Source organism: Actinopolymorpha sp. B17G11, from assembly GCF_040196095.1.
Lineage (GTDB): Bacteria > Actinomycetota > Actinomycetes > Propionibacteriales > Actinopolymorphaceae > Thermasporomyces.
The window spans coordinates 22312-41016 of record NZ_JBEFTW010000050.1 but is presented as its reverse complement, the minus strand read 5'-3'; the positions used below and the strand labels follow the sequence as shown (position 1 = coordinate 41016).

Below are 18705 nucleotides of genomic sequence, written 5' to 3'. Positions count from 1 at the left end.
CGACGCGACCACCGCGTCAACGTCTGGCACTCCTCATCGCTCAACACAAGCTCAGCCTTCGGCCGCCCAGTCCTCGCCATCCACCAAACCTACACTTACCCGACGAATTTCAGGCGGAGGACACTAGACGCCGCCGAACGGTGCTGGACGGTCGCGAACGATTCCGCAATTGAGACCATCAGGACGAGAGTGTGGGGTTGCTTGCACCTGCGTCACTGCGCCATATCCAGCAAGCAAGCCACCCAGTCGCGGCCAAGCTTATCGGGCGTCTACATGCCCCTTCACGAGGTCGGTCTGTGGCGAGCGTCGGGCAGCCACAGCCTCGCGCGCCGTCACCCAGTTACCTTCAGGGCGAGAAGCCGTAGACAGCCCTCCGCGCCCGTCTCGACGCAGTGCCGGGCGACATTCAATCCGGGCCGCTCCTGTTACGCGCTCTAGGGGGCTCTGTGCGGCCCCGGTAGGCGGAAAGACAACCCGACGTTCGGATGTACACGTCAAGGCCCGGGCACAACCCGGCTGAAACACCAGGCGAGGGCGGCGGCGGGACGGCGGAACGTTTCAGCCCTCCACCAAGCCCAGAGTGACGGAGCGACATAGAGAGAGTGTGGGACGGGCGAGTGCCCTCGTCGACGACGAGTTGCAGCGCAGGCCGCGAGTGATCCCTCTCGACGGGAGGCCGGCTGCTCTTCCTGTCCGGGCGACGCCACAGCGTGACCGTGCGTCCAGTCGCCGGCGCCACACGCCTGCGCGCCGCCGTGCGCGCCCCGACCGGGCCGGTCGCGCACCGTGTGCAAGGCGGCCCACCGCGCAGCGACGGAGGTGAGTCTCTCTGCAAGCTCACTACGCCCGGATGGTCGCAAAGGCTCGCCACCACCAAGTGCCCCCGCCGACCCTGCGGGCCGTGGACGGTGGCCGCTAATGCCGACCGGCTTGACGTCGTACGCAGGCCGCGTTGTAGAGACCGACGCCGAGAAACGTCTCCGGAATCGTCTGAGTCTTCTTCATGACGATAGGGGTGGCCGCACGAGCGCTAGTGGGCCACAGCGACCATTTGGGGTCTGGCGTGCTGTAGTGCGATGCGCTGGAAGACCTCGGCCTGCGTTGGGTAGCAGTGCACCGTGTTGGCCAGCGCCTCCAGCGGCAGCTGGTTTGTGATCGCCAGTGTAAGTTCGCTGATCATCTCACCGGCGTGCGCTGCCACAAGCGTCGCTCCTGCGATCTCGCCGTTGTCGCTGTGCGTGTAGATGGCCCCGAACCCGTCCTCCTCGCCGTCGATGAACGCCCGCTCGACCTTGGCCAGGTCGAGCCGGTAAGCGTCGATCGCGACACCTTCGTCGCGGGCTCGGCGCGGAGTCAGGCCGACGGAGGCGACCTCGGGATCGGTGTAGGTGCAGTGTGGAATGACAAGCTCCCGTGTCGGGCGTTGCTCTCCGTCCAGCGCGTTGGCGATACAGAGCCGCGCTGTGGCCATGGCCGCGTGGGTGAACTTCTGCGGGAAGGCCGCATCGCCAACGGCGTAGATGTTGGGGTTGCTGGTGCATAGGTATTCGTCCACCTCCACGCCATCCCTGGCGATGTGCACCCCTGCCGCGTCCAGGTCCAGGTGTTCCACGTTCGGCTTGCGGCCGGTGCCGAGCAGCAGGGCATCATATGTCAGCTCGCGCGTCCCGTCGGGGCCTTGCGCCAGCAAACGGCCGCCGCCGGCCTGTACTGCCGTGAACCCCAGATGGAGCCTTAGCCCCTCCTGGTCGAACCGGCGCTGGATCAGCTCACCGACCTCCGGCTCATCATTGGGCAGCAGGGTCGTGGTGTCGCTGACCACGTCCACCTCGCTGCCGAGACGGCGGAAGGCCTGGGCCAGCTCGCATCCCAGCGGACCGCCGCCGATGACGACCAGCCTGGCCGGCAGCTCGGTCAGTGAGAAGACGGTCTCATTGGTCAGGTACTCGCCCGTCCGCAGTCCCTCGATAGGGGGCACCGCGGGATCGGATCCGGTAGCGATCAGAGCCTTCCGAAATCGCAGGCGCCGGCCATCGACCTCCACGGCATTCGGCGCGGTGAACCGCGTGTGCCCGAGGTAGACCTCCACCCCCGCCTGCTCGGACACCTCGACCGCATCGCCTGAGCTGCTCAGGGAACGCATCTTGCGGACCCGATCCATGACCGACCCAAAATCAGTTCGGGGCGGGGCATCAAGCCGAAAACCGAACTCGGCCCCGCGGCTCGCATCGTGCACCGCACGTGCGCACCGAATCAGCGCCTTGCTCGGCGTGCAGCCAAAGTTGACACAGGTCCCGCCGGTCAGTCGCTGCTCCGTCATCGCGACGCGGTGCCCCCCTGCGGCAGCAGTCATAGCGGCGACGAGGCCCCCCGGTCCGCCCCCGAGCACCACCAAGTCGTAGTCACCACCTCCGCGGTTGACCCAATCAGGAGGGTGACCCTGACGGATCGTCTGCTGGTTGTACACGTCGTCGGGATACAGCTCGATAGTCGTCATGGCGCATCCTCCATGAACTGGCCTCCCCTTGGGCCGCTCGCTCTGCCAGCAACCTCGCAAGCCGCAGACCATCCGGAATCTCGCCAGCTGAGCAGTTCCCGAGCGAGGAGAGGCCGTAGCCCTGATCGGTGGGTGAATCTCGGTGGTGCAGAGCGTCACGCCCTCGGCGGTAGGTATCGGCGGTGGGCCCCGGCCAGGTTGGTCTGCTTCCACGGCAACAAGCCGACCGATGCGAGTTGCGGTCGGCTTCACGCGCCGAGCCCCTTTGCACGACCAGTCTCCGGGCGCGTGGTTCCGAGGACCTAGGGCCTTACGGCCCCCGGATCAACGGGCTCTCGGGCCGGCGCGCAATAGGGGCCGGTGGGCGGCCGCCGCCCCCAAAATGTTCAGCCTCGTCCGGCAAGCCCAGTGTGCGCAGTGATATAGAGAGTGTGGAAACCCAGAGCCTGTCGACTGTCTCCTTGTCACTTGCGTTTCCGCAGGTCAAGCCGGGTGAGTGACAGGTGTGACCGTGACGGCTGGCGCTGAGGCTTTCCTTCCAGGAGCGCCTTTCACGAGCGTAGTGTTTAGCCGCCTGGGTTGCGCCAGCTGGTCCCGGTCGGGAGTAGATGGTCGGCCGCGGTCGGGCCCCACGTTCCAGGTGGATAGGCGTATACCGGTGTGGTGTCGTCGAGGATCGGGTCGACGACGTGCCAGGCTGCCTCGACCGAATCCTCGCGGGCGAAGTAAAATTTGTCCCCTTCGAGCGCGGCACCGATCAGCCGGTCGTAGCGGCGCGGGTCGGCTCCGGGCTGCTGGGCGAATGCGAGCTCCTCGACCTGGGCGTGTGCGGCGATGCCCGGCTTCTTCCCGGCCAGGGTGAGGCTGACCGCGGTGTCGGGGCGTACCCGGAAGCGCAGCTCGTTCATCCCGCGGAACTCCTCGATACCGCAGGCGTTGCGGGCCGGCGCTCGGAAGGTGATGGTCAGCTCGGACGCGGTCCACCGGCAGGCACTTGCCGGCCCGGATGTAGATGGGTACTCCGGACCAGCGCGGGTGGTCGGTGCTCAGGTGCACGGCCAGAAAGGTCTCGGTGGCCGAGTTCGGTGCCACGCCGTCCACCTCGCGGTATCCGGTGTACTGGCCGAGTACCACGTCGCAGGGGGAGAGCGGGCGGAGCGCCTGCAGGGCGTGGGTGCGTTCGTCCCGCCAGGTACGGATGCCCTGGGTCGGCTCCTCGGCTAGGACGCTCACCAGCAGCTGGAGCAGGTGGTTCTGTAGGACGTCGCGGATCGCGCCGGTCCGGTCGTAGAACCGGCCGCGGTCGGCGACGCCGAACGCCTCGGCCATAGTGATCTGGATGCTCTCGACGTAGGCGTGGTTGAGTAGCGGGTCGAGGATGGAGTTGACGAACCGGACGTAGAGGATGTTCTCCATCGACTCCAGACCCAGCCAGTGGTCGACCCGGAAGATCGCGTCCTCGGGCAGCACCTTGGCATGGTGGCGTTCAGGTCCACTAGCGCATCCCTCCCTCGACACTTCTGGTTTGTCGAGATCTCCGGCAAGAACTACTTGCGTCCCTGTGACACCGCGAGTCACTCTGGTAAGAGCTCCTAATGCTCGGAATCTGTGAGTCGCATCTGTATCCTCTTGGAGCGACTGTCGACTCACGAGGTAACGGTTTCGACACCGCCAATGGGCGGTTCGAGGAGATGGTATATATGGCTGCATTGCCGACGTATCGCTTTTGTGCCGATACAGTTACCCTAGTTGGAGCCGCATTTCTCGTGGTGACAGCGATGGCATTCTCGGCCACCGTTGCCGGCTGGCTTGGTTTTGCGGTTTCGGCGGCCATCGTGCTGATTTGTGCGAGCGCCGCCATTGTTGATGGTACACGAGGAGCACGCGCCATCCATTCGATGATGGTTGTCGTCGGGCTCTGGTCGGTTATAGCCGCACTTACGTTCAACGGTTCGGCCCTGACCTGGTTGGTATTCGCTAACGCGCTTGGCTTGGGTGCATTGGCTTTGGTTGATCTGATAGCACACGAGGTCACCACCGAACGAGTAGTCCATGAACTGGACGTCAAGATCGGTGAGCGAGAGATGCGAGAACCGCCGCGACAGCGAGAGCCCGCATAGGTCCACAGACCTGGCCACTATGCGGCATGTCCCTATAGGTGGTGGAGGTTTCCTCCGCCACCGGAAAGGGCCGGTGGACGCGGAGTTGGCGCCTCCCGAACATCTGACCGAGCGGCTTAATGCGCGCTGCGCCAGGAATCTCGGGTGGGCAGATGACCGAAAGGGACATCTCACGATCACGGAGAGGCGACCGCTTTGCATCCTTCACCTGTCACGAAAGAAAGGCCACTGACGTTTCGAGCGAACCGGAACATCGCAAGATCCGATGGTTGCGGACGGCATCGGGATCACTTGGCGCTGCTTGCTCGTCCGTTCGCCGCTCGCACCCACCTGCATAAAACTTTCGCGTGATGGGCGTGACGATTGCGGTGTGTCGTGTGGGGTGCGCCCATGCCGGTTGTTGATCATACCCCGGTGCAGGTGATCGACGCTGAGTCAGATAGCTGGATTCCGGTGTTCAACGGTTGTCGGAGCGGCAGTTCCGCATGCTGGTGGGCATTGTGCGACGTCGCGGTGCGGGACAGAACGGCCAGGGACGTCGGTGGAAGCTGCCGCTTGCTGATCGGGTGCTGCTGTCGCGGTGTACTACCGCACGAATTTGACTCTGCGGCAGGTCGCGTTGCTATGCGGGGTCTCCCGCCGGGCGGGTGGTCGACCACCATGCCTCGTTCTTGGCGCTCTCGCCGGTGCGGCAGTCCAGAGCGGGTACTGGTCGTCGATGGCACCCTGGTGTCCTCCACCCACGACGGAAGCATTGCCGCGTCGGCGAAGAACTACCAGCACTCGACCAACCGGCGGTCCGGTTGACTTGCGACGCCGCGCGATGGTACGGCTGCCGATATTCATTCGAGCCGGCAAGTGCCTTCCGGTGGACGTAACCGACGTCACGATCAGTTTCCGCTCGCCAGCCGGAGTGTCTGCGGTATTGAGGCCACTGCCGTTCGACGACGGCCGGCTCGCCCCGATCGCGGCCGAGGACCAGGCGCGTGCGAATTGTCTGCCGTGCGGAGGGTGACTTGCGTCCAGTCTGGCCAGGCATTTTGTCCCTCGCGACTCTCGAAGATGTCACCGCACCACCGTTGGTTGGCCGCCGGCGCGGTGAAGTCGCGGCCGATCAGGTCCGGCGCCGGGGCGGGCGCTTCGCCGCCGATCGTGGTGCGTTTCCACGGCTTGGGGTGACGTCCTTGCAGGCCAGCGGCCCGCATCAGGCGCCAGACCCGCTTCGGTGCCACCCGGTGCCCCAGCGCGGTCAGCTCGGCGTGCACCCGGCGTACGCCGGGGTTCCCGCGTAGTCGGTCCCACACCTGCTTGATGGGTGGCCAGCAGATCCTCGTCGGTGCGGTCCCGCTCACTCGGTTCTCGCCAGGAGTAGTAGCCAGACCTAGATACCTCCAACTGTCGGCACATGAACTCCACGCCGAACTCGCCCGAATCAGCCCAGTCCGCGATCGCAGCGAACTTCACTGCTTGTCTTTCGCGAACCAGGTCGCTACTTTTTTGCGAACTCGACCTGCATCTTCAACTCCGCGTTTTCCGCACGCAGCCGTTCCAGCTCGGCACGCTCTGAAACGTCCAGCGACTTGCTCGACGAGCCGGCGGACTCCCTGGCCTTCTTCACCCATCTTCCTAACGTCATCTCGTGCACGCCGATATTGCGTGCGACCTCGGAAACAGACCGATGATCATCGATGACGAAAGCTACCGCTTGAGCTGTACTCCTCGGTAAATCGACGGCGTGTCGACCCCATACTCGTGTCTCCCGAAGGATCGGGTGGCATCTACCCCTGTGTCCACCGAGCCGGGAACGGTCCACACCCACTCACACAATTGGGAGGTCGAGAAGCCACAATCCGGGAGGACGGATCGGTATCGGTCTATTCACGGCGCGGCACACCCCTCGCTGACGCCTTCCCCGAGATCGGGGGTGCCCTGTACGCCTACCTACCTCCTCCTGGGACGGTCGTCGACGGCGAGAGCGCTCGCCGATCGCCTCGAGAGCGCGCGAGAGCGAACACCGTTGTCCCGCGTATACCTTGGGCAGAGCCAGAACACATTGTTAGCGTTGATAGTCCATTGACGGGACGAGTCGGCATGGGGTCGACTGAGATAGTTAAGTGAATGCACCAGCCCCGCGCAGGGTAACAGTGACAATGGCGGCCAAGAACGCGGACGCCGAGGGCTCCGCGCGGGGCCCAGGTGTACGCTGGCCGCTGCCGCGGACCCAGACGGGCCGGGATATCCGGACCGCTGGCGGATTCGTGCGGTGCCGACAGTATTGGGCAATCGTGAGCCTTTTGACAGGCCGTCTAGGTAACCACTGCTCGGCCTTGTGAAAGCGCCGTGAAGAACCGGACATGAAAGGACTCTTCGAATTTCCAATTCTGTAAGGGAGTGAGTTCGGACATAGGAAAGGATGGAAACTATGGCTGTCGAGGGCAGTCCTCGCGACATGAACAAGTGGCTGGAACTACTCCCCGACCCGAACATCCAGTTCCCCGGCGAATCGAGCGAATACCGGCGCGCACGCAACCAGCTGTTGGAGTCCGAGGCCGAGCTTCGGCGGCTGAACGAGCGGGTCGCCGCGCAACGCCGGGCACTCCCAGCGGGCGGCGTCCTCGCGGAGGACTACGTCTTCGAGTTCGCGGCCGATGGCAGCGAGGTGAGGTTCTCGGACTTGTTCGCGCCGGGCAAGGACACGCTGGTCATCTATAACATGATGTTCCCGCGCTGGTCAGAAGACCCGCGAGCAGGTGTCCCCGGGGACAGGACGGGCCTGCTGCCGCTTGTCGAGCAGCCGTGCCCCTCATGCACCTCGGTCGTCGACGGGCTCGACGGTCCTGCTATTCACCTCTCCGAGCGGATCAACCTCGCCGTGATCGCGAAGACAGATCCCGATCGGCTCGGCACCTACGCACAGGAACGCGGCTGGCGCAATCTGCGGCTGCTGTCCTCGCGGCACAACACCTTTAACCATGATTATCATGGGGAAACGCCGGAGGGCGAGCAGCTCCCGCTCCTGCATGTGTTCTCACGCGACGAGGACGGGATCCATCACCGGTGGTCGAGCGAGCTGGTGTTCGCGCCCGACGGAGACCCCCGCCACCTCGACCCGATCTGGTCGATCTGGGGCGCTCTCGATTTGACGCCGAACGGGCGCGGAGACTCGGCTAACTACCCTAGGCTGCAGTACTAGTGGAACCCTCGAATCCCCGGCGCCGTTTCCGGTAAGGCGGGCCCCGCAACGGGGTCGCATGGCCCTCGGACCCGGGATGAGGTGGATGCCGTCGACCCACAAGTACACGTAGTCGGAGCCGGTCAACGAGCGCTTGCCGAACACGCCCCGCGTCGTCTTGCCACTGGCTGGTGAGCCGGGCGATGGAGGCCCCGGACAGGCCCGCACCGGAGCCGAGGAACTGCTACAAAGCCGGCGCGAAATCGCCGCTGGACAGGCCGTGCAGACTTACACCGTTGCCGAAGCCGGGCCGCGACCACGGTCTGGGCGATCCGCGATAGTCGGGACGGACGATTCCTACTGCCCCTCCTGCAGTGACGTGTGGAGATGTTTCCCTTGCTGTGTGCGTCTTCGCTGGTCAAGACTCCGTTATGGGTCCGTTGCTGTGAGCATGCCCGAGGGCGCCGACAGTATCGGCGTTGGGTCAGCGGTGTGCGCGGGATTTTGTGCGGCGGGCTGCCGGGTTGAGGTGCCCGGACTCGGCGATCCGTCGGCGGCATGCGGCCTCGACATCGTTGGTCCAGGTGATGCAGAGCCGGTTGCCGGCGCCGCGGCGGGCGTCCAGTTGGCCGGTTTTGAGCCAGTAGTAGATGACGCCGGGGCCGCAGTCGATCCTGCTGGCAGCGTCGGCGACGCTGATTTCGGTGGCAGTGTAGGGATCTGGCGCCTTGATCTTGTAGGCGTGGCGGATCCACTGGACCGCGGCAGTGTCGAACGGGCGGCCGTGGCCGGTGGTCACTCCGGCGGCGTTGAGCCGTTCGACGAGGTCTCGGGTGTCGGTGGTGCGGCCGGGCCGGCGGACGAGCTCCACGGCCGGGGATGGGCTGCGTTTGGCGGGTCCGGGTGGTAGCGGCCGGTCCACGGACAGCTCGTCGACGTCGCCGGTGTGCCAGCGGATCCCGATCCGGGGCTTGGCCACTAACCCCATCCGAGCAGACGAACATCGCGCCATCGCCGCGCCGCTTGACGAACAAGACCTCCAGCCGCTGACCGTTCAACGGGTGGAACGGGTGAGTAACGACGAGCGATCCCAAAAGATCCTTGGACGATACGGCACTATGCCGTGGCCGTCGGCACCCCAGCACCCTGACCTTGCCATCAGGCTTCGGGATCGGCACCGCACGCACCGGCGGCGGGAAGTACGACCCCGACGACATCCGATTCCAGACCTTGTACAGGTTGCCCCGCAGATCCGTCTCAAGCTCCGTCAGACTCACTCCGTCCACCCCCGGCGCGCCCCCTCTCGTGCGTTCGGAGTCCTGTCGACCAAGGTGTGTACGACCTCGGTAACCTTCTCTCTGGGGATGCGATGCCCATCGGTGTGTCGGGATGCCCGGACTGTGGCTTCTGCACTGCAACGCAGAAAGGGCCAACGGCGTACGGTCGCCTCGACCACCGGGGGGAAAGCAGGGTGATCCGGGCACTTTGCAGGCTATCTCTCGTCCAACCCGCCGAAGCGCGACTCGGTAGGCGCGGCATTCTGTGCCTGGGTGTGCATTGGAGGGGAGCGGCTGGTGTGATGGACCGGTGGAACTACGCGAGATGCGGGCGTTCGTCGCGGTCGTCGAGGAAGGGAGCCTGTCCGCGGCCGCACGGCGACTGCACGTGAGCCAACCCGCCCTCTCCCAGACCATGAGTGCGCTCGAGCGACAGCTCGGCGTGCAGCTTCTGATGCGGCGACGCACCGGCGTTCAGGCGACCGAGGCCGGCTTGACGTTGCTGACCGAAGCGCGCGCGGTGCTCGCCCGCTATGACGAGGCGATGACGGTAGTCAGCCGGCATACGGCCGCGGATGGCAGCCCGCTGAGGCTCGGGATTCCACTGGAGCTTCCCACCGGTTTGTTGTCCCCGCCGATCGCCGGCCTCGCCGTTGCGTTCCCGGGTACGAAGGTTCAGGCACTCCATATGTCCACCGCCGCGCAGTTCGCCGGCTTGCGGGCCGGCGAGATCGATGTTGGGCTGGTGCGGGAGCACCTGATTGGTCACGACCTGGACGCGGTGCTGGTCGTTGAGGAGCCTCTGGGAGTGCTTTTGACCACCGATCTAGCCGCGAAGATCGCTGGCCCCGGCGGGGTCCGGCTGGACGCGCTCGCCGGCCTGAGCTGGACAGGGTTCCCTCGCAGCGGCAGTCCTGCCTGGTACGACGAGCTCGTCGCGATTATGCGTAGCCACGGTCTGGAGCCCGGACCCGTTGCTCCCGATGGGCAGGAACTGATCGCCGACGTGAAACTCGCAGCCGTTGCCGCAGGCGGATCTTTCGCCTTCGCGCCACCGAACTGGGCACAGCCGATCCCGGGCTCCATCACCTGGTCGCCCCTGCTCGGGCATCCGGCGGTTCGCCGCACGTGGGCGGCGTGGCTGGGGAGTTCGCATCGGCGTGACCTCGCTCATCTGGTCGCTTCCCTGGAACATCAGGTGCTGGCGTAGTCTCCGAAGGAGATGGCAGCGGGCCGCTTATGGCGGCCATAAGGCGTTCGAACAGCTCACCGGGAACCTTGCGCCGCCCAGGCGGCTTACACCCACCGGTCGCGGGACATCCCCCGACCCAAGCCGTACGTCATGAACACAGAATGTGGGTGAGCAACGATGTCAGAACTGCAAGGAAAGACCGCGTTGGTGACCGGTGGCACCAGCGGCATCGGCCGGGGTGCGGCCATCGCGCTCGCCAACATCGGTGCACGAGTGGTGATCTCCGGGCGCGACGAGGTCCGCGGGACCCAGGTGGTCCAGGAGATCCGCTCGGCGGGTGGCCAGGCGGACTTCCTGGCGAGTGATCTGCGTGACGAGGCATCCGCCCGGTCCCTTGCTGGGCGGGCCAGGGAGCTCGTCGGTCATGTGGATGTGTTGGTCAACAACGCCGGCATCTATCCGTTCGGTCCCACGGAGAAGACCAGTGAGCAGGAGTTCGATGCGGTGGTCGCGTTGAACGTCAAGGCGCCGTATTTCCTGGTCGCTGAGCTTGCACCGGATATGGCGAAGCACGGTCATGGTGCGGTCATCAATGTGACCACGATGGCCGCAGAGTTCGGGGCGTCGGGTATGGGCTTGTACGGCGCGAGCAAGGCCGCGCTGGCGTTGCTCACCAAGTCCTGGGCCGCGGAGTTCGGGCCGTACGGCGTCCGGGTGAACGCGGTGAGCCCAGGCCCCATCCGTACTGACGGCACCGCCGGCATGGGTGACGACCTCGACCAACTCGCCGCCGCGGCACCGGCCGGACGCCCAGGTTCGGTCGAGGAGGTCGCCGAGGCGATCGTCTTCCTGGCCACCGACCGCGCAAGCTTCGTACACGGCGCGATCCTGCCCGTCGACGGAGGACGCATCGCGGTCTGACCGCCTCCGACCCCGCTCCACGCATTCGCCGTGGAGCGGGGGAACCGGCGTGGGCAACGGATCATCGATGGACCCGCACTGATCGGTTCACCGATGGCTAATGGCAGCCGTAAACGGGACCCCTAGCCGAAGGGCAGGTCCGTTGCCGGTCGGATGCTGGAGGCGTGCGTGGTTCGCGTACCCCGGCCGGTGGGTTCGCGCACGTCGCCGACCGGGGACCGCATCCGGCGCAGGCGCGCGGGCCCTGTCGAGTCATGGGAGTTGCGTTCTCAATGGCCAGCGTAAACGGGACCACTAACTCTCACCCTCACCGGCCTACTCACCGCCGTCGCCGCAACCCTCCTGACGATCGTCGGCATACGCCACACACGCAGCCGGAACCGACTTCACGCCACCCACTAACACCTCCCCGGCTCAACGAGGTTCGGGACAAAGAGGGTTCGTGCCCGTCGGCGCCATGTGGCGCATCAAGGATGCTCCATGGCACGTCGGCGACGAACAGGGCTGCCTCAAGAACCAGCCCAATACTCGCCAGCACGTCCGTCTTAGGATCATCGAAAACCGCGGCCCGGGCAGCGGACGGTGGATTGCTGAAGCCGCGTCTCAGCTGGAGAACGAAGGATGTCCGGACCGCCCTTCATTTAGTTCGCAGCCTGCGAACTAAGTCCGAGGCGAAAGTGCAGGTCAAAGCCACTTAGTTCGCAGTTCGCATAGTTCGCAGCCGGCGTCGTACCTCCTCATTCAGCTGGAATCAGGTGCCCGTATCTGATCGGCCCTGACCGAGCCCGAGAACGGCGCGAAACGCCCACACGGCGTCGGGCAGAATCCACCAGGTGTTTCAGCCCCACAACCCGGGCTAACGCGCGAGGTGTGACAGCGACCCAGCCCGTTCGCTGCGGGGCACGAAGGGGGATGGACGCTGAAACAGGGTGGGGGGCAGGCTCCGATGTGAGGCGGACGGTCAAACTGGGAGTCAATGGGCGCGATCACCGTCGAACCAGGGCAAACAAGTGGTGACACCTCCGGGCGAGCGACGATCAGTCTGGCGAGGCCGAAGGCGCGTTCGAATGCTTTGACACGGTAGGGGTCACTGGTTCAATCCCAGTATCGCCCACCCCGTTTGCGCAGGTCAGAGGCCCTATGCGGGATCCGGCACACGTCTGCCAGGGCTCCGCGATGCCTCCCGAGTGGAAACTGCGCGACGCGCGGCCACAGAACGGTCACCCTTCCCGTGCAACTGCTCCCGGAACTGGGCAGATGTCGGGTTTGCCAAAAATGACTCTGGTGAGATCGAGGCGCGCCACCGACGCGCAGCGGCGCACGGCCGCCCCCGCGGGCCGCCCTCAAGGGCCAGTTCGTCACAAGAGGCTCGAACGGCCTGGGGCAACCCTTGTGACTTCCACTTCGATCGTGTTCAGGAGTTGCGATGGCTGCACTGCCGTATGCCGAGTATGGGTCTGTTCCGCTGTCCGATGTCCGGCCGCAAGGTTGGCTGTTGGAGTTTCTCCGGCGTCAGTGCGCTGGGATCACAGGGCACCCACAGGCGAGCGGCTATCCCCTGGATCGTACGTTCTGGGACAACCCGTCACGGCTGCCGGATGTGGCCGACCCGGCGATGGTGTGGTGGCCGTACGAACAGACGGCGTACTGGGTGGACGGTGCGCTCAAGGCCGGCTTCCTGGCCGGTGACGAGACCGTCCATCGCATGGCGTTGGCGCAGGTCGAGGGGGCAATCGCGACCGCCGCGCCAGATGGCTTCCTCGGGCCGGAACTGTTCCGTACCGGCAACCGGTGGCCGTACGCCGTCTTCTTCCGGGCGGTACTCGCCCAGTACGGCATCACTGGTGATCGACGACTCCTCGATGCGCTGGTATCCCACTACCGGAGCACACCGCACCCGATGGATTCCCGCCGCGACGTGTCCGGCGTCGAGATCCTCCTCGCCCTCTACGCCGAGACTCGCGAGCCTGATCTTCTCCAGATGGCGACCGACTTGTACGAGCGGTTCAACTGCGAGGCGACGGACCACAACGTCGACTTGTCCCTGGCCGGCATGGGCTCTGACCGACCCGTCACGACACATGGCGTCGCGTTCAACGAGATCGCGAAGCTCGGCGCGCTGATGTACGCGGCCACCGGTGAGCGCGACAGCCTCGACGCCACGGTGCATGCGTACGCCAAAGTCGAAGGCGCCCATCTGCTGGCCGACGGGTTGCACTCCGCCTCGGAAGCCATGTGCGGGAACGACCCGCTCGCGTCCCACGAGACCTGCACCATCACGGACTACACCTGGTCGCTTGGACACCTGTTACAGATCACCGGAGATTCCCGTTACGCCGACCGGCTCGAACGGGTGATCTTCAATGCCCTTCCCGGCGCCCTGATGAAGGACTTCACGGCGTTGCAGTACTTCTCGTGCCCCAACCAGGTGATCGCCACCAACGCCAGCAACCACAACTCGATGTCTCGCGGTGACAACCGGATGGCGTACCGCCCGGGACACCCGGTGCAGTGCTGTACCGGCAACGTGCAGCGCGCTCTGCCGAACTACGTCGAGCGCATGTGGATGCGCCGCGCTGGCGACCGCGATGGCAGGGTCGATGAGATCGTCGCCGCGCTCCTCGGCCCGAGCCGGATCGAGGCGCGGCTAACCGATACACCGGTGACGATCGAGGAGCACACGCGGTACCCATTCGAGCCTGCCGTCGGCTTCACGCTCACCCCAGCCCGTCCGGTCCGCTTTGCGTTCACCGTGCGCATACCTGGATGGTGCCGGGAACCGGTCGTGACCGTCAACGACCGGCCGATCGCCGAGACCCCCGTCCAGCGGGGCTTCTGCCGGATCGAGCGCGAATGGCATCCGGGCGACCGAGTGGACCTGGCGCTTCCCTTCGAACTGATGGCGAAACGCTGGCCAGGCGGCGGAGTCAGTCTCGAACTCGGGCCGCTGACGCTCAGTCATCCGATCTCGGCACCGCTCACGGTCGACACGGAGGATGATTGGGAGCGGACGCCGCAGGAGTTCCGCCTCGCCGGGCCGCAACGGAGGCTGCCCGGGTTTCCCGCGTACACGCTTTCTCCCGAGAGGCCGTGGGCGTACGCTCTGGCGATCGACGAGACATCGCCGCCCGACATGGCCGACGTGGTGTGGAGCGAGAGCACCGGGTTTCCGCTGGACGTGGACACCCCAGCAGTGCGGGTCTTCGTGCCAGCCCGGCGCGTTCAGGATTGGTCCCTGGTCGAGACCGACCGGGTGTCACGCACGCTGCCGTCGTTCGCCAATGGCCGATTCCGCATGGTCGAGCACGAAGTCACCGGACAGTTCACCCTGACCCCGCCCCTACCCGAGCCCGGCACCCTTCCCGACCGGCTATCGGAGGACGTCGGACGGATCGAGTTGGTGCCACTGGGCAACACCCTCCTGAGACTTACAGTCTTTCCCACCGCGGAACCGCCGGAGAACCGGTAAGCGCCCCCCGCTACCCAGAGGTTCTGATTCGCGCCACCAGGCCGGCGGGCCAAGCGGGTGCGGGGTGGTGCGCACGTTCTGCGGGTTCTGGACGTCTGACTCCCTGCGCTACCTCACGTCGCCTGGGCTAAGGTTAGGCGTACCTAATCCTCGGACTGTCCTAGGAGCGCACCGATGCGGCATCGGCTGGGGCTGCCGGCTGCTATCGCCGGGCTCGGCCTCATCCTCGCCGCCGGGCTGGCGGCCTGTGGCGGCGAGAACGCGGTCGACGACAGCAAGCTCGTGATCTACTCCGGACGCCAGGAGGACCTCGTGGGGCCGCTCATCGAGCGGTTCGAGGAGAGCACGGGGATCGAGACGTCCGTGCGGTACGGCAACACCGCCCAGCTGGCGGCCCAGATCCTGGAGGAAGGCGACCGCACGCCGGCCGACGTCTACTTCTCCCAGGACGGGGGCGCGCTCGGTGCGTTGGCCAAGGGCGAACGGCTCGCCCGCTTGTCGCAAGGCGTCCTTGACAGGATCCCCGAGCGGTACCGCGCCGCCGACGGGACGTGGATCGGCACGTCTGGCCGGGCCCGCGTCATCGTCTATGACCCTGACCAGCTGAGCCCGGACGAGATACCGGACAGCGTGATGGAGCTCACCGACCCGCGCTGGAAGGGCAAGATCGGCATCTCGCCGAGCAACGCGTCGTTCGAGGCCTTCGTCACGGCGATGCGGGTCATGGAGGGCGAGGACGTCACCCGCGAGTGGCTGGAAGGGATCAAGGCCAACGACGTCCAGACGTTCGACAACAACATCCTCGTCCTCAACGCCGCGGAGGACGGCCTGATCGCCCTGGGCCTGATCAACCACTACTACTGGTACGAACAGGTCGCCGAGGAAGGACTCGAGGCCGTGCCGGCCCGGCTGAAGTTCCTCGACAACGAGGACCCGGGCGCGCTCGTCAACGTCGCAGGCGCGGGTGTCCTGCGCGGGGCCGACCATGCCGGTGAGGCGCGGAAGTTCGTGGACTTCCTGGTCTCGCCGCAGGCGCAGAGGTACTTCGCCACAGAGACGAAGGAGTACCCGCTGATCGAGGGGGTACCCGCCGTCGAGGACCTCCCGCCGTTGGACAGCCTGAACAGCCCGGACATCGACCTGTCCGACCTCGACACGCTGGAGCACACGCTGCGGATGATCGAGGACGCCGGACTGACGTGACCACCGCGGCACCCGCGCGGAGCGCGGCACGACCAGGACGGCCCGCCGGGCAGAGGGACCGCCCGCCGCTCGTTCTCCTCGTGCCCGCGCTGATCGCGGCCGCGGTGGCGCTGCTCCCGTTGCTCTACCTCGCCGTCCGCGCGTCCGAGCAGGGCCTCGGCACGGTGGTCGACGTCCTCGCCCGCGAACGCACCCTGCTCCTCGTCGTCCGCAGCCTCGTCCTGGCCGCCACCGTCAGCGGTCTCGCCCTGGTCCTCGGTGTCAGCCTCGCGTGGCTCGTCGCCCGCACCAGGCTGCCCGGCCGGCGCCTCTGGGGAGTGGTGCTCGCCCTGCCGCTCGCGGTGCCGTCGTACGTCGCCGCGTTCGCCTGGCTGTCGCTCCTGCCGCGCTTCGGTGGCCTCGCCGGTGCGACCCTGGTCCTCGGGCTGGCCTGCTATCCGTACGTCTACCTCCCGGTGCTGTCGGCGTTCGAACGGATGGATCCCGCACACGAGGAGGTGTCGCGCTCGCTCGGACTCGGGCCGGTCCGGACGTTCGTGGCGGTGACGCTCCGGGAGGTCCGGCCGGCCGCGGCTGCCGGTGTACTGCTCGTGATGCTGTACGTCCTGTCCGACTTCGGTGCGGTCGCGATCCTGCGCTACGACGTGTTCGCCCGGGTCATCTACACGTCGTACCGGTCGAGCTTCGACCCCACGCCGGCCGCGATCCTCGGCTGCCTGCTGGTGGTTCTCACCGTGGTGATCGTCTGGGGCGAGAACCGCGCCAGGGGCCGCGCCGGCTACGCCCGGGTGGGCGGGGGCGTCGCGCGATACAGGGAGCGGGTGACCCTCGGGTGGCGGGGTGCGGTGCCCGCGGTGTTGTGGTGCGGCGCGGTGGCCGGCGTCGGGGTCGGCGTGCCGTTTGCGGCCCTTGCGTACTGGCTGCTGGGCGGACGGTCGGCCGGTCTCGGACTCGATGATCTGGTCCCCGCGATGCTCACCACGCTCGGCGTCTCGGCGCTGGGCGCCCTGGTGACGGTCGCCCTCGCGGTGCCTGTCGGCGTGGTGGCCGCGCGGTATCGGGGGCGGGTCGGACGCCTGCTCGAGCAGGCGGCGTTCGTCCCGCACGCCCTGCCCGGAATCGTCCTCGCGCTGTCGCTCGTGTTTCTGTCGGTCCGTTACCTGTACCCGCTCTACCAGCGGCTTCCGGTGCTCGTCCTCGCCTACGCCGTGTTGTTCCTGCCCCTCGCGGTGGGTGCGGTGCGGGCGTCGGTCGCGCAGTCACCACCGGTCCTCGAGGAGGTCGCGCGCTCGCTCGGCCGCAGGCCGCTCGACGTCCTACGGCACATCACCCTCCCCCTGGCCGCGCCCGGGGTTGCCGCGGGCGCCGCTCTCGTCTTCCTCACCTGCATGAAGGAACTGCCCGCGACCTTGCTGCTCCGGCCGACCGGGTTGGAGACGCTCGCGACGGAGCTGTGGGGGCGTACGGAGACGGGTGCGTACGCAGCGGCCGCACCCTACGCGGCAGCCCTCGTCCTGCTCGCGGCGCTGCCGACGTTCGTCCTGGGCCGGCGCTGGGGAGCACTACGCGAGGAGGCCGGTCCATGAGCGAGCTCACCGTGCGTGGAGTCGCCAAGAGCTTCGGTGACGCCGCCGTCCTGCGGGGCGTGGATCTCACCGTCGGCAAGGGCACTCTCGCCGCCGTGCTCGGCCCGTCGGGGTGCGGGAAGACCACGCTGCTCCGGATCATCGCCGGCTTCTGCCGCCCGGACGCCGGCGAGGTGCTGCTCGACGGGCGGGTCGTCGCCGGGCCCGCCGGTGTCGAGCCACCGGAGCGGCGGCGCATCGGAGTGGTGCCTCAGGAGGGTGCGCTGTTCCCGCATCTGTCCGTCGGCCGCAATGTGGCGTTCGGACTCCCCCGCGGTCGCCGGCGAACGGCGCGGGTGCCGGAGATGCTCGACCTCGTCGGTCTCGGCGGCTATGCCGAACGCATGCCCCACGAGCTGTCCGGCGGCCAGCAACAGCGCGTCGCGCTGGCCAGGGCCCTGGCACCGGAGCCCGCCCTCGTCCTGCTCGATGAGCCCTTCGCCGCGCTCGACAGCGCACTCCGCGCGACAGTGCGCAGTGACGTCCGCGCCGCGCTGCATGCGGCCGGTGCCACCGCGGTGCTCGTCACCCACGACCAGCAGGAGGCGCTCTCGATGGCCGACCTGGTGGCCGTGCTCCGCGACGGCCGCGTGGTGCAGGCGGCACCGCCGGCAGTCCTCTACGGGGAACCGGGTGATGTGGAGGTGGCGACGTTCGTGGGCGAGGCGAACGTCCTCGATGCCGTGCTGCGCGACGGCCGGGTCGCCAACAGTCCGCTCGGCGAGGTGACTGTGCGCCGATCCCTCCCGTCGGGCCCCGGAGTCGTCGTCATCCGGCCGGAGCAGGTCAGGGTCGAGGCCGCCGGCCACGGTGTCGCCGCCGAGGTCAGCGGCGGGGAGTTCTACGGTCATGACGCGCTGGTGCGGCTCTCCGTACGCCAGGACGGCGGGACGCCGGTTCAGGTGACCGCCCGCGTCCAGGGGGCGCCCGCACCACCTGTGGGTGCCGAGGTCGGCCTGGTCGTGGTCGGCGAGGCGGAGTTCTTCCCCACCGACCACTGACGCCATGGCCGGTGCAGGACCCCGGCCAGCACATCACATGCGGTGCTGACCGGCGCCCACACGGCCTGCCTACTCGCTGGCGGAGCCGGAGCCCGAACCGGATCCCGAACCGGACCCGGAACCCGAACCTGACCCGCTTCCGGACCCGTCGTCGTTGCAGCCGGCGAGACCCAGCGTGCCGGTGAGGGCGAGCGCCGCGATCACGGCGCCCAGCCGGCGACTCATGCG

General features: G+C 67.0%; 14 protein-coding genes and 3 pseudogenes. 8 read left to right on the top strand and 9 right to left on the bottom strand.

The window, feature by feature from the left end; genetic code table 11:
- Positions 1-1030 precede the first annotated feature (1030 nt).
- From ABN028_RS32185 to ABN028_RS35570, 3 genes and pseudogenes are all read right to left on the bottom strand, one after another.
- Positions 1031-2497, bottom strand: coding sequence for an FAD-dependent oxidoreductase (locus tag ABN028_RS32185; RefSeq protein WP_349699213.1), 1467 nt, complete (start codon positions 2495-2497; stop codon positions 1031-1033).
- 566 nt (positions 2498-3063) lie between these two features.
- Positions 3064-3423 (bottom strand): hypothetical protein, encoded by a 360-nt coding sequence (locus tag ABN028_RS32180; RefSeq protein WP_349699215.1) that lies wholly within the window; start codon positions 3421-3423, stop codon positions 3064-3066.
- Positions 3424-3535: 112 nt separating this feature from the next.
- Positions 3536-3913, bottom strand: a pseudogene (locus tag ABN028_RS35570) (glucose-6-phosphate dehydrogenase); the annotation flags it as partial.
- 284 nt (positions 3914-4197) lie between these two features.
- Here ABN028_RS35570 and ABN028_RS32170 point away from each other — a divergent pair.
- A complete protein-coding gene (locus ABN028_RS32170; RefSeq protein ID WP_349699211.1) occupies positions 4198-4617 on the top strand; it encodes a hypothetical protein in 420 nt (139 codons plus the stop codon).
- 890 nt (positions 4618-5507) lie between these two features.
- Here the strand turns inward: ABN028_RS32170 and ABN028_RS35565 are convergent.
- Both ABN028_RS35565 and ABN028_RS32165 read right to left on the bottom strand, forming a co-directional pair.
- Complete coding sequence (locus ABN028_RS35565; RefSeq protein WP_502879231.1) at positions 5508-5921, bottom strand: IS3 family transposase; 414 nt, start codon at positions 5919-5921, stop codon at positions 5508-5510.
- A 185-nt stretch (positions 5922-6106) separates the two neighbouring features.
- Positions 6107-6430 carry a transposase gene (locus ABN028_RS32165; protein ID WP_349699214.1) on the bottom strand — a complete coding sequence of 108 codons (324 nt, stop codon included), beginning with the start codon at positions 6428-6430 and terminating at the stop codon, positions 6107-6109.
- 609 nt (positions 6431-7039) lie between these two features.
- On the opposite strand from ABN028_RS32165, the gene ABN028_RS32160 reads away from it, so the two are divergent.
- The gene (locus ABN028_RS32160; RefSeq protein WP_349699210.1) at positions 7040-7810 is read left to right on the top strand and encodes a DUF899 family protein; all 771 of its coding nucleotides are present in this window, start codon (positions 7040-7042) and stop codon (positions 7808-7810) included.
- Between the two features lie 78 nt (positions 7811-7888).
- Here ABN028_RS32160 and ABN028_RS32155 read toward each other — a convergent pair.
- From ABN028_RS32155 to ABN028_RS35560, 3 genes and pseudogenes are all read right to left on the bottom strand, one after another.
- Positions 7889-8075, bottom strand: a pseudogene (locus ABN028_RS32155) (IS256 family transposase); the annotation flags it as partial.
- A 198-nt stretch (positions 8076-8273) separates the two neighbouring features.
- A complete protein-coding gene (locus ABN028_RS32150; RefSeq protein ID WP_349699209.1) occupies positions 8274-8768 on the bottom strand; it encodes a hypothetical protein in 495 nt (164 codons plus the stop codon).
- Positions 8769-8811: 43 nt separating this feature from the next.
- A pseudogene (locus ABN028_RS35560) lies at positions 8812-9006 on the bottom strand (hypothetical protein); the annotation flags it as partial.
- Between the two features lie 370 nt (positions 9007-9376).
- On the opposite strand from ABN028_RS35560, the gene ABN028_RS32145 reads away from it, so the two are divergent.
- From ABN028_RS32145 to ABN028_RS32120, 6 genes are all read left to right on the top strand, one after another.
- On the top strand, positions 9377-10276 hold the full coding sequence (locus ABN028_RS32145; RefSeq protein WP_349699208.1) for a LysR family transcriptional regulator: 900 nt from the start codon (positions 9377-9379) through the stop codon (positions 10274-10276).
- 159 nt (positions 10277-10435) lie between these two features.
- Positions 10436-11179, top strand: a complete 744-nt coding sequence (locus ABN028_RS32140; protein ID WP_349699207.1) for an SDR family NAD(P)-dependent oxidoreductase — start codon at positions 10436-10438, stop codon at positions 11177-11179.
- A gap of 1426 nt (positions 11180-12605) precedes the next feature.
- Positions 12606-14648 carry a beta-L-arabinofuranosidase domain-containing protein gene (locus ABN028_RS32135; protein WP_349699206.1) on the top strand — a complete coding sequence of 681 codons (2043 nt, stop codon included), beginning with the start codon at positions 12606-12608 and terminating at the stop codon, positions 14646-14648.
- Between the two features lie 174 nt (positions 14649-14822).
- Complete coding sequence (locus tag ABN028_RS32130) at positions 14823-15851, top strand: iron ABC transporter substrate-binding protein (RefSeq protein WP_349330670.1); 1029 nt, start codon at positions 14823-14825, stop codon at positions 15849-15851.
- Positions 15848-17437: an ABC transporter permease gene (locus ABN028_RS32125; protein ID WP_349330671.1), complete on the top strand. Its 1590-nt coding sequence runs from the start codon at positions 15848-15850 to the stop codon at positions 17435-17437. The genes ABN028_RS32130 and ABN028_RS32125 overlap by 4 nt, the downstream gene beginning before the upstream one ends.
- Entirely contained in the window at positions 17434-18477 is a 1044-nt protein-coding gene (locus ABN028_RS32120) for an ABC transporter ATP-binding protein (protein WP_349699205.1), read from the top strand. The genes ABN028_RS32125 and ABN028_RS32120 overlap by 4 nt, the downstream gene beginning before the upstream one ends.
- A 69-nt stretch (positions 18478-18546) precedes the next feature.
- Here the strand turns inward: ABN028_RS32120 and ABN028_RS32115 are convergent, their stop codons facing one another.
- Positions 18547-18702 (bottom strand): hypothetical protein, encoded by a 156-nt coding sequence (locus ABN028_RS32115; protein ID WP_349330673.1) that lies wholly within the window; start codon positions 18700-18702, stop codon positions 18547-18549.
- Between the last annotated feature and the right edge of the window lie 3 nt (positions 18703-18705).

Excerpts from the sequence above, each read along its gene's own strand:
- ABN028_RS32140 (WP_349699207.1), top strand. The coding sequence starts at position 10,436 with ATGTCAGAACTGCAAGGAAAGACCGCGTTGGTGACCGGTGGCACCAGC.
- ABN028_RS32170 (WP_349699211.1), top strand. The coding sequence starts at position 4,198 with ATGGCTGCATTGCCGACGTATCGCTTTTGTGCCGATACAGTTACCCTA.
- ABN028_RS32135 (WP_349699206.1), top strand. The coding sequence starts at position 12,606 with ATGGCTGCACTGCCGTATGCCGAGTATGGGTCTGTTCCGCTGTCCGAT.
- ABN028_RS32185 (WP_349699213.1), bottom strand. The coding sequence starts at position 2,497 with ATGACGACTATCGAGCTGTATCCCGACGACGTGTACAACCAGCAGACG.
- ABN028_RS32115 (WP_349330673.1), bottom strand. The coding sequence starts at position 18,702 with ATGAGTCGCCGGCTGGGCGCCGTGATCGCGGCGCTCGCCCTCACCGGC.
- ABN028_RS32130 (WP_349330670.1), top strand. The coding sequence starts at position 14,823 with ATGCGGCATCGGCTGGGGCTGCCGGCTGCTATCGCCGGGCTCGGCCTC.
- ABN028_RS32160 (WP_349699210.1), top strand. The coding sequence starts at position 7,040 with ATGGCTGTCGAGGGCAGTCCTCGCGACATGAACAAGTGGCTGGAACTA.
- ABN028_RS32120 (WP_349699205.1), top strand. The coding sequence starts at position 17,434 with ATGAGCGAGCTCACCGTGCGTGGAGTCGCCAAGAGCTTCGGTGACGCC.